8 protein-coding genes are annotated in these 18162 nt (G+C 62.6%); 5 read left to right on the top strand and 3 right to left on the bottom strand.

The window, feature by feature from the left end; translation table 11 throughout:
• From AAIS01_RS16725 to AAIS01_RS16715, 3 genes are read left to right on the top strand one after another with little or no spacing between them, the layout of a single operon-like run.
• Window positions 1–9021 (top strand): non-ribosomal peptide synthetase, encoded by a 9021-nt coding sequence (locus AAIS01_RS16725; RefSeq protein ID WP_343469831.1) that lies wholly within the window; start codon window positions 1–3, stop codon window positions 9019–9021.
• Window positions 9018–12806 (top strand): non-ribosomal peptide synthetase, encoded by a 3789-nt coding sequence (locus AAIS01_RS16720; RefSeq protein WP_343469830.1) that lies wholly within the window; start codon window positions 9018–9020, stop codon window positions 12804–12806. Before AAIS01_RS16725 ends, AAIS01_RS16720 begins: the two co-directional genes overlap by 4 nt.
• Window positions 12803–14446, top strand: a complete 1644-nt coding sequence (locus AAIS01_RS16715) for a cyclic peptide export ABC transporter (protein WP_343469829.1) — start codon at window positions 12803–12805, stop codon at window positions 14444–14446. The genes AAIS01_RS16720 and AAIS01_RS16715 overlap by 4 nt, the downstream gene beginning before the upstream one ends.
• Window positions 14447–14452: 6 nt before the next feature.
• On the opposite strand, the gene fhuF is transcribed toward AAIS01_RS16715, so the two are convergent.
• Complete coding sequence (gene fhuF, locus AAIS01_RS16710) at window positions 14453–15190, bottom strand: siderophore-iron reductase FhuF (RefSeq protein WP_343469828.1); 738 nt, start codon at window positions 15188–15190, stop codon at window positions 14453–14455.
• A gap of 203 nt (window positions 15191–15393) precedes the next feature.
• Between fhuF and AAIS01_RS16705 the strand changes: the two genes are divergently transcribed.
• Window positions 15394–15609, top strand: a complete 216-nt coding sequence (locus tag AAIS01_RS16705) for an MbtH family protein (RefSeq protein ID WP_343469827.1) — start codon at window positions 15394–15396, stop codon at window positions 15607–15609.
• A 36-nt stretch (window positions 15610–15645) separates the two neighbouring features.
• Window positions 15646–17076, top strand: a complete 1431-nt coding sequence (locus AAIS01_RS16700; RefSeq protein ID WP_343469826.1) for a diaminobutyrate--2-oxoglutarate transaminase — start codon at window positions 15646–15648, stop codon at window positions 17074–17076.
• 86 nt (window positions 17077–17162) lie between these two features.
• Here AAIS01_RS16700 and AAIS01_RS16695 read toward each other — a convergent pair whose 3' ends face one another.
• A complete protein-coding gene (locus AAIS01_RS16695; protein WP_343469825.1) occupies window positions 17163–17348 on the bottom strand; it encodes a hypothetical protein in 186 nt (61 codons plus the stop codon).
• A gap of 70 nt (window positions 17349–17418) precedes the next feature.
• On the bottom strand, window positions 17419–18162 hold a 744-nt coding region (gene chrA, locus AAIS01_RS16690), incomplete at its 5' end, for a chromate efflux transporter (RefSeq protein ID WP_343469824.1).

Genomic DNA, 18162 nt, shown 5'->3' with positions numbered 1-18162 from the left:
ATGACGCAACAAGCTTTCCTGGAGATTGCGCAGCGGCTGGCTTCCTTGCCCGCGGACAAGAAAAAAGTCTTTCGTCAGCGCCTGGCCGAGAAGGGCATCGATAGCTGGCGCCTGCCGATTGTCCCTGCCGTCCTAGGCGAAGGCGAACGCATCCCGTTGGCCCAGGCGCAGCGGCGTTTTCTGTCGGCGGAGGCCCTGAGCAGTCGCGCTCTTTACAATCTGTGTTCGGTCCTGCGTTTTGACGGCCGCCTCGAGGGCGAGCGTTTGCAGCAAGCCATGCAGCAGTTGAGCGACCGCCACCAGATCCTGCGCACCCGCTACACGACCGATGCGCAAGGCCAGTTGCAGCCTCATTGCGAGCCGCAACGCGTCGCCCGGCCAAGCGTCGAACCGTTGACCCTGGCGCCTGGCGAGTACGAGCAGTGGTGCGCCGATGAGTACGCCCGGCAACTGGCCGAGCCTTTTGACCTCAGCCAGTCAGTGCCATGGCGCTGGCGAGCCTTCAGCGATGCGCAGGAGCAGTCGACCTGGCTGTTTTTCACCATTCACCATGTGGCCTACGACGCCTGGTCGGCCCAGCAACTGACCCTTGAACTGGCCGAGGCTTATCGGGCACTGGCCTTGGGTGAACCCGCCCGACAACCGGAACTGAGCATCCAGTACGCCGACTACGCCGCGTGGGAACACGAGTGGCTGGACAGCGAAAGCTGTCGGCAGCACATCGATTTCTGGCAAGCACAACTGGCCGATGCCCCCGCTGCATTGGCGTTGCCTCTGGATCGGCCACGTCCAGCCCCCGCTCAGCGCCGCCATAGCGGCGCGGTGCTCGCCCGGGCGCTGTCGCCGCAACTGACCACCGCGGTCGAGGCGGCTATCCGCAAGCATGGGGTGACGCTGTACATCTACGGCCTGACAGCTTTCAGCTGGCTGCTGTCGCGCTACAGCGGCGAGCATGACCTGTGCTTGGGCACTTCGGCCGCGCAACGTGATCGCCCGGAACTGGTGCCCCTGATCGGCCCTTTGCTCAATACCCTGGTGATTCGTCAGCGCCTGCACGACAACCCGGACTTCGCCACGGCGCTGTTGCGCACCCGTGACACCGTCGCGGCCGCCTTCGATCATCAGTTGTTGCCTTTCGAAAATGTGCTTGAAAACCTTGAACGGCCACGTTCGAGCCCGCTGTTTCAGGTCATGTTCGTCCAGGTGGACTTGCCTGAAAGCCGCACCCTGACATTGCCCGGTGTCGCGGTTGAAGTACTCGACCCGCCGCAGCGCCATGCACGCTTCGACCTCACGCTGCGCCTGGTGCGTACCGCTGACGCCAGCCTGTGCTGCGAGTTGGAATACAGCGATGAATTGTTCGATGCGGCAACCGTCGAACAGATGCTGGATGACTTGCTGGCGATTCTCGAGGAGACGTCGAACCATCCCCAGCGGCGCCTGGCCGAGCTTCAGCTGGTTTCACCGCCCAGTGAAGTGTGTGGCCCCGTGTTGGGCGAGATGCCCTTGCCGCTGGATCAGCAGGTGCTTCATTGGGCAACGCACACGCCCACCGCCGTCGCCTTATGCAGCGTCGGGCAAACGCTCGACTATGCCACCCTCGGTGCCGCGAGCCACGCGCTGGCCATGCGATTGGCCGGGCAGGGCATAGGTCCGGGGCAGGTGATTGCGCTGTGCATGCCGCGTTGCGCGGAGCAATTGCTGGCAACGCTGGCTTGTTGGCAACGCGGTGCGGTGTGTCTGTTTCTCGACCCGGCACAGCCGCCCCAGCGCCTGGCGCAACTGTTGCACGACAGTGGCGCGAGCCTGTGGGTAACGCTGGCCGAGGCTCCTGAAACGGGCGTGGACATGGCGCGCCTGGTACTCAGTGCCGCTGATTTGACTGCGGTGGCCAGCGGGACGCTGGGCGAGAGTCTCAGCCAGCCACACCTGCCTGCTTACCTCATCTATACCTCGGGTTCGACCGGCCAGCCCAAAGGTGTACTGGTCACCCATGGCAACCTGGCGCATTACGCAGCCGCCGTCGGTCAACGCTTGCAAGCGACGCCGGGGAGCCACTGGGCGACCTTGGCCACCGTGGCCGCGGATCTGGGGCTGACGTGTGTGTTCGCCGCGCTGAATGCCGGCGATCCGCTGATCCTGCCACCGGCATCGCTGACCTTCGATCCGCCCGGTTGGGCGGACTTTCTTGAGGCACACCCCGTGGATTGCCTGAAGATCGCGCCTTCGCACCTGCGCGGCCTGTTGGCGTTGGACGATGCCCGACGCGTCTTGCCCAGGGAGGTGTTGATCCTCGGTGGTGAAGGTTTCGATCACGCCCTGTACGCACAAGTGCGCGAACTGGCGCCGCAACTGCGTATCTTCAATCATTATGGCCCGTCGGAAACCACGGTGGGTGTGATATGCGGAGAAATCCAGGCACTGGACTCACTTGATTCGGGTCGGTATCTGCCCTTGGGCCAGCCGTTAGCGGGCTGCCAGTTGCGCATCGTTGACGGCAATGATCTGTCGGTGCCGCGGGGGGTGGCCGGCGAGTTGCTGATCGGTGGCCCTCAGGTTGCCCAAGGTTACCTCGGCCAACCTGAGTTGACCGCCCAGATATTTGGCACCACCGCCCAGGGGCAGCGCTTTTATCGCAGCGGCGACAGGGTGCGCCTGGACCGCAGCGGGCGCCTGGTGTTTCTGGGGCGTCAGGACGATCAGGTCAAGATCCGCGGTTTTCGTGTTGAACCGGGCGAAGTCAGCGCCTGGCTCAATGCCCAGCCGCAGGTTCGCGAAGGGGCGGTGCTGGCCTGTGAAGTGAAGGGGCGTACGCAACTGGTGGCGTATCTCAGTCCCTCGCTGGCAAACGACGCGTTGGCGAACCTGCAAGCCGAGGCCAGGCGTCAATTGCCGGAGCACATGGTGCCCGGTCATTGGGTGGCGCTGGAGGCGCTGCCGTTGACGGCCAATGGCAAGCTGGATCGACGTGCGCTGCCTGACCCGGCTGAGGGCGGGTCGGTCGATACCGCCGCCCGACCGCCGCGTGGCGCCACCGAACAGCGTCTGGCGCAGCTGTGGTGTCAGATCCTCGGCTGCGCGCACGTGGGGCGCGAGGATGACTTTTTCGCCCTGGGCGGCGACTCGATCCTCAGTCTGCAACTGATCGGCCTGGCTTCACGCGAAGGGCTGAAGTTGCAGCCGCGTGATGTCCTGCAACATTCCTCTCTGGCGGCCATGGCCCTGTGCATCGATGGCCGGTTGGACCCGGTGCTGCTGACCGTGCTCACGGCCTTTCGCGAGTTGCTTGAACAGCCGGGCCTGGGGCCGGACGCGGACTTTTTTGCCGAGGGTGGTGATTCGATCCTCAGCCTGCAATTGATCGCCCGGCTGCGGCAGGCCGAACTGCGCCTGATGCCCCGGCAATTGCTGGAAAACCCCAGCGCCCGGCAATTGGCCGGTGTACTGAGCGCCGCAGTGCCGCCGGTCGTTGCGCCGCCCTCGGCAACCGAGGTGCTGGAGCCGCCCCGCGCACTGTCCCACGCCCAGCAACGGGTGTGGTTCATGCAGCAGCTCGATCCGGCTGCAACGGCTTACAACGTGACGCAGTTGCTGGCCTTGCGCGGTGAGCTGGATGTGCCTCGATTGCAACGCGCTTGCCAGACCCTGGTCTCGCGCCATGACGCCTTGCGCTGCAGGTTCTTTGAAGAGCAAGGGCAGGTCTGGCAGCGCCTGGATGAGGCGGCTGCGGCGATCTTCAATGTGCATGACCTCCGTGGCCTGGATGAAGCGCAGCAGGCAGCGGTCATTGCCGATGCCGCCCAGCGGGTGTTCGACTTGGTGCAGGGCCCGTTACTGGCCATCGATGTATTTTGCGTGGCGCCGGGTGATTACCGGTTGCTGTTCAATGTGCACCACATTGCCGTGGATGGCTGGTCCATGGGCTTGTTGGTCCAGGACTTTGCGCTGATCTACCAGGACCGGGCCATGCCCGCGACCACGGGGTTGTTGCCGCTGATTGAAGCGCAGCGACGGGACCTGGAAGCAGAGCAAGGCCGCACGTTGCTGGCGTATTGGCAGCAGCGCTTGCAGGGTCTGAGCAACGAACCGCTGGAGTTGCCCGACCACTGCGCGCGGCCGGTACAGCAAGCGTACGCTGGCGCCCGCATCGAGCATGGCCTTCCCGCCTCGTTGAGCGCGGCTGTCGACGCCCGGGCCAGGGCCCTGGGGGTGACGCCCTTCGTGCTGTATTTCGCGGCCTACCAACTTCTGCTCTGGCGCCATGGCGGGCGCAATGATTTCGCCATTGGTGTGCCGGTGGCGGGGCGCGAATCGGCCGAGAGCCAGGCCTTGGTCGGCTTGTTCGTCAACACGCTGGCGCATCGGGTGCAGATTGATGCCCGGCAAAGTCTGCAATCGTTTATCCGTGACCTGAACGGGCGGTTGGCCGATGATCTGGCCCACCAGGCGCTGCCGTTCGAGCAACTGCTGGACATGCTGGAGGTCGAGCGCAGCCTGGATCGCACCCCGGTGTTCCAGGCAATGTTCAACTATCAGGCTGATCACCGCGACGCGCGCAGCCTCAGCCTGCCCGGCATCAGCGTGGAATCACTGGCGCTGCCGGACGGTGTGGTGAGTGCCAAGTTCGACCTGACCTTCAATCTGTTCACCCAAGGCCGCGCAAGCGATGCACGCACCGGCTTGATTGTCGAATACGCGACCGCACTGTTGCGAGCTGACACCTGCCAGCGGCTGGTGGAGGACTATCAAGGATTGCTCGCCAGTCTGGCCAGTGCCGATCTTCAGCAGCGCTTGCTGGAAGTCCCGCTGGATTCGGTCGCGACCTTGGCCACCGCGGGCATGTCCTCGCGCCTGCACGGCGAGGCGGATTTCGTCACGCGCTTTGAAGTGCAGGCCGCCGTTCACCCTGATCGCATCGCGGTGTGCTGCGCCGATCGCCGCATGAGCTACGCCGAGCTGGATGCCCAAGCCAATCGCCTGGCCCATTGGCTGCGGGCGCAGGGCATCGGGCAGGAATCAACGATCGCCTTCTGCCTACCTCGCGACGAAAGACTGCTGGTGTGTCTATTGGGGATTCAGAAGGCCGGCGCGTGCTACCTGCCGCTTGACCCCGCCCATCCGCCGGCACGCCAGGCACAGATTCTCACCCGGGCGCGGCCGCAGTTGTTGCTCTGCGATTCGCTGCTGGCAGACTTGCCCGGGCACCTGCCTTGCAGCTTGTGGGCGGACCTGCCGTTGTCGCAGTTCCCGGCACAAAGCCCGGCATTGGCGACGACGCTCGAGCAACTGGCTTATACGCTCTACACCTCGGGGTCGACCGGGCAACCCAAAGGCGTGCAGATCAGTCGAGGCAGTTTCGCTAATTTCCTGCTGGCCATGGAACAGGCCCTGCCACTGGAAAATGTGCAGCGTTACCTGGCCCTGACCACTGTGACCTTCGACATTTGCGGCCTGGAGCTGTGCCTGCCGCTGGTACGCGGCGGCACCGTGGTGCTGGCCGATGATGAAGAGCGACAGGACCCCCTGTTGCTTGCGCAACTGATTCAGCGCCAGGCCGTAGATCTCATTCAGGCCACACCGGCCACCTGGGCGCTGTTGTTGCAGGGCGATCGTCAGGTGCTGGCCGGCCGTGTAGCCCTGGCCGGTGGTGAGGCACTGGCGGCGGAAATGGCGAGCGAGCTCAGGCCATGCGTGGCTCACCTGATCAACGTTTATGGGCCGACGGAAACCACGGTGTGGTCCACCCAGACGCCCATCGACGCCCTGCAATTGCCCGTCGCCCCCATTGGCCGGCCATTGCTCAACACCCGTTGTCACGTCCTCGATGAGCATTTGTGCGAAGTGCCGCCCGGCCGTGTGGGCGAGCTATACATCGCCGGTGATGGCCTGGCCCGCGGTTATGCCGGGCAGCCGGGGTTGACCGCCGAACGCTTCATTGCCGATCCGTTCAGCCACAACGGCGGGCGTTTGTACCGCACCGGTGACTTGGCCCGCTGGCAGCCCGACGGGCAGCTGTATTACCTCGGCCGCACCGATGACCAGATCAAATTGCGCGGTTATCGCATCGAACTGGGGGAGATCGAAGCCGTGCTGCTCAGCCATCCCGAATTGGTGCAGGCGGTCGTGGCCGTGCAGGGCGAGCATCTGGCCGCCTTCTGGGTCACCCATTGCGATAATCCACCGGACGAGGCTTCGGTCCGCAATTACTTGCAAGAGCGCTTGCCGGCCTACATGGTGCCGACGCATTTGCAGGCGCTGGAACAACTGCCGCTCAATACCAACGGCAAAGTGGATCGCAAACAGCTGCCTCGGGTGCAGTTGGAAACTTGCGCTACGGGCCTCGTTCAGCGTGCGCTGACGGCCAGCGAAACGTTGCTGGCCGAGGTCTGGAGCGCGGTGTTGAACCTGCCACAGATCCCTGCCGATGCTCATTTCTTCCAGTTGGGTGGGCATTCGCTGATGGCCGCCCAGGTGCGTGCGCGTCTGCGTGAACAGGGCATTGAAATGCCTTTGCGCTGGCTGTTCGAAACGCCGGTACTGGCGGACCTGGCGCAGCGCATCGAGGGCCTGGCGCGTCATCTGGATCTGGCTTCGTTGCAGATTCCTCAAGTCGATCGGCAACTTGATCAGCCGTTGTCTTCGGCGCAGCAGCGGGTCTGGTTAATGCAACAGCTGGATCTGGCGGACAGCAGCTTCAACATGAGCAGCAACGTACGCCTGCGCGGACAGTTGGACAGTCATGCCCTGGAGCGTGCCTTGCAGCGGCTGGTGGATCGCCATGCCATTTTGCGTACCACCTATCACCAGCGCGGCGGCGAGTTGTTCCAGCGGATTCACCGACAGTTGTCGGTGCCGTTGCCAGTGAGCGTGTCGAGCGCGGCGCAGTGGCCGGTCGATGCCCGGGCCATTGCGCTGCGACCGTTCGATCTTGCCAGCGAGGCGCCGCTGCGGGCGGTCCTGTATCGCCTGGGTGAGCAGGATCATGTGCTGCAACTGGTCATGCACCACATTGCCTCCGACGGCTGGTCCGGCGCGGTGCTGGTCGACGAGCTGATCCAGGGCTACGAAGCCTACAGCGCGGGCACGCTGCCAGCGCAGAGCGAGCTGGCGATCCAGTACGTGGATTACGCCGTATGGCAAGGCTCGGCGGCGGTACAACGGCGTCAGCGTGAAGGCCTGGATTTCTGGCGGCAAGCCCTGGCCGGCATTCCCGCGCAAGTGCCACTGCCGTTCGATTTTCCGCGTCCCGAGCGCGACAGCGGCGCCGGTGCGGCCCTGGACTTCCAGTTGTCGGCGGCCACGGTGGGCCGGCTGAAGGCTTTCGCCCAGGACAGCGCAACGTCGCCATTCATGTTGTTGCTGACCTGTTACGCCGCGGTGCTGCAGCGTGAAACCCAGGGACGCGATCTGGTCATCGGTACGGACGTGGCCAACCGCGACCACCCGGCGACTGAGTCGCTGATCGGCTTCTTCGTCAATCTGCTGGCCTTGCGTATCCGCCTGCAACCGGAGTTGAGTTTCCGTGAGCAAGCGCTGCAGGTCCGGGAGACCTGCCTGCAAGCGTTCGCCTGGCAGGACACGCCATTCGAGCGTGTCGTCGAATGCCTGGCGCTGCCCCGCGTGGCGAATGTCCACCCGTTGTTGCAGACGTTGTTTGTGCTCGACAACACGCCGCGCCAGCAACGCCAACTCGGCAATTTGCAGGTCGAGCCACTGGCGGGCGAGCAGCACCATTCCAAATTCGACATGGCCTTGTTTGCCAGCGAAGACGGTGACGGGATCAGCCTGCGCTGGGTGTATCGCACCAGCCTGTTTCGCCCGGCCACGGTTGAACGCTTGCGTAATACCTTCGAATCGCTGCTGGACCTGGCCCTCGGCGCGCCAGACCAGTCAATCGATACCCTGATTTCGCCTCCAGGAGGAGCTGCTGCAATGTCCACGGACAATCCGCTGCAACGCAAAATGAGCAAGCTGGGCAAGATGCGCCAGAGCGGGTCGCCTGTGACCCGCGAGCCCTTCGAAGCCCGACCGTTACGCGAAGGCTCGACGTTTCCCTTGTCGATTCAACTGCGTGACCGCGAGCTGGCGCCGGCCATCTGGGCTGAAGCGAACCGTGAAAAGGTCGAAGACTGGCTGCTCAAGCACGGGGGCATTGTTTTCCGTGGCTTTGACTTGCCGACCCCGGCGGCGTTCGAGGCTTTTTGCCAGGCGTTGTGCCCGCAATTGTATGGTCAGTACGGTGATCTGCCGAAGGAAGAGGGCGGCAAGAATATCTACAAGTCCACGCCTTACCCCAAGGATCGGATGATCCTGTTTCATAACGAGAGTGCTCATCAGCATCGCTGGCCGCGTCGGCAATGGTTCTACTGCCAGACGCCCGCCAGCTCCGGTGGCGCGACCCCGATTGTCGACAGCCGTCAGGTCTACCGTGAACTGCCGGCCTGGCTGCAAGCGAACCTGCGCCGCAAGCAGCTGATGTACGTGCGTAATTTCAGTGCCAGCCTGGACGTCAGTTGGCAGCACTTCTTCCAGACCCAGGAGCGCGCCGACGTCGAGCGCATCTGCCGTGAGAGCAATATCGAATTCCAGTGGCGCGGTGCCAATGATCTGCACACTCGCCAGATTTGTCCTGCGGTCATCCTGCACCCGTTGACGGGAGAGGAGAGCTTCTTCAATCAGATCCAGCTGTATCATCCGGCCTTTCTGGATGCCGATGTGCGCGAGCAGTTTTTGCGCGATGGTGAGGCGACGATGCCCCGGCAAGTGTTCTATGGCGACGGTTCCGAGCTGGAACCGGAGGCCATCGAGGCCATCAACGCGGCCTACGAGCGTTGTGCCGTGCGCTTCGATTGGCAGCAGGGCGATGTGGTCATGCTCGATAACATGATGGCGGCACACGCCCGGGACCCGTTCGAGGGCGAGCGCAAGATTGTGGTGGCCATGGGCGAAATCTATGGCCGTGATCAGGTGCTGGCTGCGCCGGCGCAGACCGAAGAGACATACGCAGAGTTGAAACCATGATGGACCTTGGACTAACGCTTTCACCTCAGCAAAAACAACTGGCCCAGGCCAGTCCGCAAGCCTGGTGCTGGGTGCGCATGCAGCTGTCGGGCGTGCCCGAAGGGGGGCTTGAACAGCGCCTGCGTGATTGTTTGCAGCAGCACCAGGCACTGCGCCTGCGCTACCTGCGCCCGGTCGGTGCCACGGGCTTGCGCCAGCGGGTGGTCGAGCCCTGCGAACTGCGCCTGGACTGGCGCCAGGGCCGCTCGAGTGAAGGGCAGGATGAGCACGCATGGCTGCACGAAGCCCAGCAGCATTGCCTGGCCGAACAACCCGATGTGTTGGCCTGGCTACTGGACGATTGGCTGCTGTTGGCGGTCCCGGTGTATTCGCTGGACGTGCGCAGCCTGATCCAGTTGCAGGCGCAGCTGTTGGGACGCGCCGCACCGTTTGCAGCCGAGCCTATGCAGTACAGCGAATACGTTGAGTGGATCAATGGCCTGCAACTGGACGAAGACGCCGAACAGGGCGCGCAGTTCTGGCGCAACCTGGCTTTGCAAGAGGTGCCGGGCATGCGCCTGATCGAGCGCTATGGCATCGCCAGTGGCAGCCATGCCGTGGTTCGGCTCACGCTGGCGCAGACACTGCCAGCAGCGTTGACGGCCCTGGCCGAGGGTGAAGGCATGGCCGTGGAGCCTCTGGCCCTGGCCGCCTGGGGTTCATTGCTGGGCCGGCTCAACGGGCAGCAGCACGGGCAGTTGGGTGTGCAGCACGATCCGCGCGATGACTATGAGGAGCTATCAGGGGCTTGCGGGTTGTTCGAGCAAACCCTGCCGATGGTGGTGCAGATGTCCGAGCACAGCACCTGGATCAACCTGGCGCGGCCATTGGCACGGCAACTGGAAAACGCCGTGGCCTGGCAGGAATACGTGGGCCAGGCTCAGCTGTTGCCGCAGTGGCGTGACAGTTTTCAGACCGGACTACGTGTCGTGTATGCACCGCAGCTGCATGGCTTGCAGGTCCTGTCTTTCGATACCCCGGTGGAGCTGCAATTGCAGCTGACGCTCGATGCCCACGGCCGCGGGGAACTGCTGCTGGCTTATGATTGTGGTCTGTACCGTGAACAACAGATGCAGGTGTTGCTCCAGCGCTTCGCCCATTGGCTGGCGCAATTGGTGCAGTCGCCCAACGGCCTGATCAGTGGTGTAGATCCGCACTTGCCCGGGGAGTTGCCTACGTTGCCGACGCATTCCGTCCAGGCGCCGGATCTGGATATCGTCGCCACCCTGCGCGAGCATGCCCGCACACAACCGGACCGGCCGGCGCTGCGCTATGGGGAGCAAATGTTCTCGTACGCCGAACTCGATGCCCTGAGCGACCGTGTAGCCGGCAGCCTGCATCAGGCCGGTGTCGAGCGTGAACAGGTGATCGGCCTGTACTTGCCGCGTGGGGCGCAGATGCTGATCGCGATGCTGGCCTGCTTCAAGGTCGGGGCGGCCTATCTGCCCCTGGATCCGCAGCAACCCCCGCTGCGTCTGGCCGGCATTATCGATGATGCGCAACCGACCCTGCTGCTGTACGTAGAGGGTCTGCAACCCGACATCGCGGTCGACACCCTGTGCTGGACGCAGGCGTGCACCGGGCCGGTGTTCGACTCGCCGGTGCAGGGCTCGGCGCAAGACCTGGCCTACGTGCTCTATACCTCGGGCACCAGTGGCAAGCCCAAAGGTGTACAGATCGAACAAGGTCAATTGCGTCATTACGTTACGCAAGTGACCCGTGCGCTGCAGTTGCCCGAGGCCGGGCACTATGGCCTGGTGTCCTCGCTGCTCGCGGACCTGGGTAACACCGTGCTGTTTCCGGCCTGGCTGCAAGGCGGTTGCGTGCATGTGCTGGAGCAGTCCACCGTGACCGATGCCAGGGCGTTCGCCGAAGAACTTCAGCGCTACCCGCTGGACGTGCTCAAAATCGTTCCATCGCATCTTGAAGCGCTGATGGGCGAACAGGTTACCCGCGATATTCTCCCGCGCCGGGTGCTGGTACTGGGTGGAGAACCGGTCAGTGAGCCTTTACTGCGCCGTTTGGCCCAAGCGAAACCAACCTGTCGCCTGTACAACCATTACGGTCCGACAGAGACCACGGTGGGGGTGTTGTGGCGGGCGATCGATATCGACCAGGGCGTGAGTGGTTGCGCCTTGAATCAGGTAGTGGGGGATAACCGCATTCTCTTGCTCGATGACCAGCAACGGCCGGTGCCGCCAGGCCAGGCAGGGGAGTTGTGCATCAGTGGCGCCAGTGTCGGGCGCGGTTATGTGGGCGGAGTCGGTGGCAGTGCCTTTGGTGTCGATCCGCTCAGCGGCAAGCGCCTGTATCGCACCGGCGATCTGGCCTTGCGCCAGGCCGATGGCGCACTGCGCATTCTTGGCCGCAATGATCAGCAGGTGAAGATTCGCGGGTTTCGCCTGGAGCTGGCGGAAGTGGAACAGGCTTTATTGGCCCAGCCGGGCGTACTGCAGGCGGCTGTCTTGTTGGACGGCGAAGGCGACCACGGGCGGCTGCTGGCTTTTATCGTGAAGGACGATGCCCGGTTACCGACGACCGAGCATCTGTGCGCGGCTCTGGCTCGCCAACTGCCGGACTACATGTTGCCCAGCGGTATCCTTGCACTCAAGACCTTGCCCTTGAACAGCAATGGCAAGCTCGACCGCAACAACTTGCTTGAGCGTGCCCGGCAACGCTTGCAGAACACCCGCGTGGCACCTGTCGGCGAGCTGGAAACCGCCATTCTGGCCATCTGGTGCGAGGTGCTTGGTGTCGATGACCTGGGAGTGACCGACCACTTCTTCAACGTCGGCGGGCACTCGCTGGCGGCGATCAAAGTGGTGTCGCTGATTCGCGAGCGCCTGTCGCTGGAGTTGCCGACCCATCTGCTGTTCGAACGGCATACCGTGCGTGATCTGGTCCGTGGCCTGGGCAATCACGAAAGCGCCGGCCCATGGAAAGTCCTGAGTGCTGCCGATGAACAGTCCCCGGCCTTGCTGCTGGTGCACGGGGCACAAGGGCATCTGCAGGCGTATCAGCCGCTGGTGGACAATCTCAACGGTAAAATCGCGGTGTTTGGCCTGGCTGCCCTGGAAAACGTCTGGGGCGAGGGCGATATGGACGCGCTGCTGCAACAATACGTGGCGAGCATTCCTGTCCACTTGAAACAGCGTCCGCTGGTGCTGCTGGGGTGGAGCCTGGCGTCGCGACTGGCCTTGTTGCTGGTGCCTCATCTGCAAGCCAACGGCTTTACTGTCGAAGGTCTGGTGGTGCTCGATCACGATGCACAACGCAGCCTGGCGGGCGAGGGCGATGAAGCCGGTCAGTTGATTGCAGATTTTGCTTTCTACTGCCGCAGCCATGCCCAGCCCATCGGTGAGTCACTGCGCGAGCGTTTGACCCGCCTGCTTGCCGGCCATGACTACGCCGAGGGCGTGGCCCGGTTGCTCAGCGATAGCCAGGTGCGTGCGCATCTGCAGTGGGAAGCTGCCGATGCTGATTTACTCTCGCTATTGGCGCAATATCGCGCGATCAAGACGCGCTTGTATGAGCAGTCCTTGCCCACCGTCGACGTGCCGCTGTGGCTCTGGCGCGGCAATGCCCACGGCGACTTGCGTGCTCAGTGGCAAGCGCATACCCGGCACGCTGTTCGCCAGTGGACACTGGACGTGGGCCATCACGCGATACTCGCGGAGCCGCGATTGGTCGAAAACCTGTTGCCTTTACTGTTGCAAACCTCTGCCAAGGTGGTGTCTGCCTCATGATCCTATTGAAAGAACTGCTGCACGACGCTCGATGGCGCATTCTGCTGGCGATTCTGAGCAGCGCCTTGAGTGCGGCAACCAGTATCGGCCTGATCGGCTACATCAACCGCAGCCTGGAGCACGGTCTCGATGATATTGGCCGCGGCTTGCTGTTGTTCGGTGGCCTGCTGCTTCTGTTGTTCATCACTGGTGTGACGTCGCAATGGTTACTGGTGCAGATCGGGCATCGTCTGGTTTACCAATTGCGCCTGCGGCTGGTGGGCAAGGTGTTGGGCACGGCACTCGAGCGCATCGAACGGCTCGGTAGCCCGCGTATCTACAACGCGCTGACCAAGGACGTGACCACCGTCGCCACAGCGTTCAAGCAACTGCCGATCTCCTTGTACAACGGCTTGCTGCTCCTGGCAGGGCTCGCTTACATGGCCTGGCTCAGCGTGCCGTTCTTTTTCCTGACCCTGGGGGTGATTGCCCTGGGGGTGGGGCTGGATGTGTTGCTCGGGCGCAAGGTCAAGACCTTGATGCAGGCCGTCCGCCGACAAGACGACCAGTTGACCGAGCAATTCGAGGCGGCGATCCAGGGCCGTTGCGAGTTGGGCCTGAGCCGGGAACGCCGGCATCTGCTTTATGAACACAAGCTTGAACCCATCGCTCGGGCCTCGCTGGATGCGTCGGTGCGCGCCGACACCCTGTGGGCGGTGAACCTGAACTGGACGACACTGCTGGTGTTCGTGCTGATCGGAACGCTGTTCTTTCTCGGCCAGGGGCTGGGCATGCTCAGTCAGCAGGTGGTGGTGGGTTACGTGCTGGCGATCATGTTTCTGCGCACGCCGATCTCGATGATTCTGGATGCCATTCCGGCGGTCATTCGCGGCCATGTCGCCTTGCAGGCCATCGATGCCCTGGCACTGGGTGAGACGGTGCAGTTCAAGACACCTGCGCAAGCGGCACAGGCCTTCGGCGAGCTGCGCCTGTCAAACGTACGCTATCGCTATCCAGGGCAGAGTGACGAGTTCGCGTTCGAGCTGGGGCCGATCGACCTGTCGATTCGTCGCGGTGAGTTGATTTTCATAGTCGGTGGCAATGGCAGCGGTAAATCGACCCTGGCCAAGCTCTTGACGGGACTCTACGTGCCCACTTGCGGGCAGGTTTCGCTTAACGGCGTGGTGCTCGATGCCAGCACCAGTGAATGGCATCGTGAGCATTTCGCGGCCATTTTTGCTGACTTCTATCTGTTTGCCGATGTGCTGGGCGAGGCGGGCAATCACGACGGGCTCGAGGCTCGGGTGGATCATTATCTGGACCGCCTGGGGCTGGCCCACAAAGTCCAATTCGCCGCCGGCCGTCTGTCCACCACCGCGTTATCCCAGGGCCAGCGCAAGCGCCTGGCCCTGTTGCTGCTGATGATGGAAGGTCGGGAAGTGTTCCTGCTGGATGAGTGGGCAGCGGATCAGGATCCGGTGTTCCGCCATGTGTTCTATAACGAGTTGCTGCCCGAGTTGAAGGCCGCCGGCAAGACGGTGATCGCCATCACCCATGACGACCGTTATTTCGATGTCGCCGACCGGGTCTATCGGCTCGACTATGGCCACCTCGTGGACTACGACCGCACAACAGAAAACCCTTTTCAACTGGCGAAGTAGCGGCTGTTACACGGTCTGCTCCTGCTGTTTGCACTCATCGAGAGGGCAACTGCTGCAATAGCCGACGCCGGGAAGGCGGTAGCGAATGCAGCAGATGCGCCTCAGGCGCTGCGGCTCGTCTTCGCCGATATCCTGGTAATGCACGGGGGCGAACAAGGGATTGCGTCGGCCGTTGGGGCGCAGGCGGCTGTTCAGGATTTCTCTGGCCGGTGCGGTGCTGTGCGCGTTGGCCAGCAGATGCAGGTCGATACGGCTGGTCACGAACTCGAAGGTATTACCGGCATTGCTCCAGAACAACCGTGGCGATGCCCGGGAGACGCTGACCAGGGTTTCGATGACGGGTTCCAGGTGTTCCTCGATCAGGCTCTGAAACCGTTCGAAGGCCGTGCAGGCGGGCAAGGGGTGCCCGGCATGGGCCAAGTGCAATGCCTGCGGCCTGGCGTCATTGCCCAGTTGTATCCCGGTGTCGGCCAGGGCCAGTGGCAGATCACACTGCTGGAGGAGGTTGGCGGCCATCACCGGGGCCAGGAACGTGCTGAAGTACCATTTGGACCACAGCGATACCAGGGCCAGGCGCTCATCGGTTTTGTACCGTGCCTGCAGGTCGTCGACGAATGCGCTGAAACACTCGTGGCGGAAAAACCTGTCTCCCGGCACGTCTGTACGTGGATGGCTGCGCAGTTGCAGCTTTTCACCATGGTCGGCAAGCGGACCGGTGAACAGCGGGGCAAGGCTGGGAATCATCGACTCATCCGTGGACCGGTAATTGAGAGAGGTTATCGTTCAGAAGGGCTCGAAGTATAAACAGGCCGTTGCCGTCTTGCGACAGTTCATCGTGGATAAGGAAATTTGAGAATCTTGCATGAATTTTAGAAGATTAATGAGAATCGCTACCATTAGTATTGTATCGTAGAGACCTTCCCATTCTAACCCCCAAGGAGCAAGCAATGAGTTTGGACAGCCCGGATACGCGCTTTCTGGTTGTGGTCAATGACCAGGAACAGTACTCAATCTGGCCGGATTATCGAAGCGTGCCCAACGGCTGGCGCACGCTCGACGTGAAAGGCAGCAAGCAAGAGTGTCTGGACTATATCGAAAAGGTCTGGACCGATATGCGCCCGCTCAGCCTGCGCCAGGCCATGCAGGTACAAGGACAGGGCTGATCGCCCGCGACAGCGTCTTCACAACAGGGATTCAATATGGAAAGCGTCCAGCCCCGTCTCTCATCCAGCGCCACCTTTACGCTGGAGCAGTTTCGTCAACAAGCCCCGCGTGAACTGAACACCAACCCGTATCTACAGCGCCAGGCGGCCCGTGAATCGAATGCCCGGTCTTATCCACGGCGGATTCCGTTGGCGTTGCAAGAGGCTCATGGCCTCTATGTTCGCGATACCCAAGGTCAACTGTTCATGGATTGTCTGGCGGGGGCGGGGACCTTGGCGCTGGGGCATAACCATCCGGTCGCCATTGCGGCCATGCGCCAGACGCTCGACTCCGGTTTGCCCTTGCACACCCTGGACCTGACGACGCCGGTCAAGGATCGTTTCGTCGAAGACCTGTTCAACGCGTTGCCGGAAAATTTTGCCCGTCACGCGCGAATCCAGTTCTGTGGTCCGACCGGTGCCGATGGCATAGAAGCGGCATTGAAACTGGCCAGGACGGCGACCGGACGTAAACCGATTCTCTCGTTCTCTGGCGGTTACCACGGCATGACGCTGGGAACATTGAGCCTGATGGGCAACCTGGGACCGAAACAGGCGCTGGGCTCACTGATGGCCGATGTGCAGTTCCTGCCGTATCCCTATGACTACCGTTGTCCATTCGGCATCGGCGGCGAAGCCGGTATCGACGCCGGGCTGCATTTTATCGAGCAGTTACTCAGCGACCCGGAGTCGGGGGTGTTGCCACCCGCGGCGGTGGTGGTCGAAATCGTGCAGGGCGAGGGCGGGGTGATTCCGGCGCCGATCCGCTGGCTCCAGGGCCTGCGTCAATTGACCCGCAAGTTCGGCGTGGCGCTGATCATTGATGAAGTACAGACCGGCCTGGGTCGTACCGGCAAGCTGTTTGCTTTCGAACACGCCGATATCGAGCCTGACATCCTCGTACTCTCCAAGGCCATCGGCGGTGGCCTGCCGTTAGCCGTGATGGTGTACCGCGAAGAACTGGATACCTGGAAACCGGGCGCCCATGCCGGCACATTCCGCGGCAACCAGATGGCGATGGCGGCAGGGGCCGCGACCCTGCGCCATATCATCAGCGAAGACTTGCCGGGGCATGCCGAGGTCATGGGGCAACGCCTGATGGGGCATCTGTGTCGGTTGCAAAGCGATTACGCGTGCCTGGGCCAGGTCCGTGGTCGAGGCCTGATGGTCGGAGTGGAAGTCGTCAGCGATACGCCGAGCGACCATCGTGTGCCCGCGGCGGATACCGTCCTGGCCCAGGCCATTCAGCGTCAATGCCTGCGCCTGGGGGTCATCCTGGAGCTTGGCGGGCGCCATGGTGCCGTCGTGCGATTCCTGCCGCCGTTGATCATCCAGCCTGAAGAGGTCGATTTGCTGGTCGAACTGTTCCAGGTTGCCTTGGCGAATGCCCTGGTGGAGGTCAAGGGCAGGGCGTTGCACATCGCCTGAATGCCATAGAAACGAGTCATGACGGGGAGGTGGCCTAACCCTTGCCACCTCCCTTCAACCGACCTTCCAGTGCCTCGATCATTCGGCTAACGACCATCGGCCACCGTGCGTTCTATCTCGGCTATTTTTTGCCTCAGTGCCTCAGCTTCTTCCTCCTCGGTTTGAGCTGGAGTTGAGCCGTCCGCAACATCGCTTTCAACCTGTACGCCGGATGTATCGGTGGACGGGTTGTGCGACGTTTTTTCCTGGTCGTCATCGTCATCGTTGTTCATATCGCTTACCTCTGTTGGCCTACACATTGGATGCAGCGGTATGGCGTGAGTTCGAGTTTTTTGCCGGCGCTCAGGACAGAACCGCGCTCAACAACCCTCCCGTGATGCCGCTTGCGATCACCACCAGCCACGGCGGCAACTTCCAGAACATCAGGGCGACCAGCGCCACCAGGGCGAGTCCAAAATCCTGGGGTGCGTGAATTGCGCTGGTCCAGACAGGGTTGTAGAGGGCTGCCAGCAACAGGCCAACCACCGCCGCATTGACGCCCAACAGTGCGGCTTGGGTGCGCACGTTACGGCGCAGGCGCTCCCAGAAGGGCAATGCGCCGACGACCAGCAGAAAGGAGGGGGCGAAGATCGCCAAGAGGCAGATCAGGCCGCCCAACCAGCCGGACGGGGCATTGTTCATCGAGGCGCCAAGAAACGCCGAAAAGGTAAACAAGGGGCCAGGGACAGCCTGCGCCGCGCCATAGCCGGCCAAAAAGGCGTCATTGCTGACCCACCCGGAGGGCACGACCTCGGCTTGCAGCAGCGGCAACACGACATGCCCGCCACCGAACACCAGTGCCCCGGCACGGTAGAAAGCGTCCACCATCGACAGCGTCTGATTCGGGAGCATGGCCGACAGCAGCGGTAATCCCATCAGCAAGGCAAAGAACAGCGTCAACCAGAGCAGGCCAACTCGACGCCTGACCGTTATTGCCAGGGGATCATGGGTTGAATCGTGCTGAGGCTTGAACAGCACGAGGCCGATGATCGCTGCGATGGCAATGACCGTTACCTGTCCCCATGCCGTCGGCATCAGGAGGACGAA

Origin of the sequence: Pseudomonas halotolerans, from assembly GCF_039581215.1 — a bacterium.
GTDB classification, from domain to species: Bacteria; Pseudomonadota; Gammaproteobacteria; order Pseudomonadales; family Pseudomonadaceae; genus Aquipseudomonas; species Aquipseudomonas tehranensis.
Note: the sequence above shows the minus strand (reverse complement) of the source record. Positions and strands in the feature narration are given on the sequence as shown.

Coding starts and splice junctions, on each gene's coding strand:
- AAIS01_RS16695 (WP_343469825.1), bottom strand. CDS start 17,348: ATGAACAACGATGACGATGACGACCAGGAAAAAACGTCGCACAACCCG.
- AAIS01_RS16700 (WP_343469826.1), top strand. CDS start 15,646: ATGGAAAGCGTCCAGCCCCGTCTCTCATCCAGCGCCACCTTTACGCTG.
- AAIS01_RS16720 (WP_343469830.1), top strand. CDS start 9,018: ATGATGGACCTTGGACTAACGCTTTCACCTCAGCAAAAACAACTGGCC.
- AAIS01_RS16715 (WP_343469829.1), top strand. CDS start 12,803: ATGATCCTATTGAAAGAACTGCTGCACGACGCTCGATGGCGCATTCTG.
- AAIS01_RS16705 (WP_343469827.1), top strand. CDS start 15,394: ATGAGTTTGGACAGCCCGGATACGCGCTTTCTGGTTGTGGTCAATGAC.
- AAIS01_RS16725 (WP_343469831.1), top strand. CDS start 1: ATGACGCAACAAGCTTTCCTGGAGATTGCGCAGCGGCTGGCTTCCTTG.
- fhuF (WP_343469828.1), bottom strand. CDS start 15,190: ATGATTCCCAGCCTTGCCCCGCTGTTCACCGGTCCGCTTGCCGACCAT.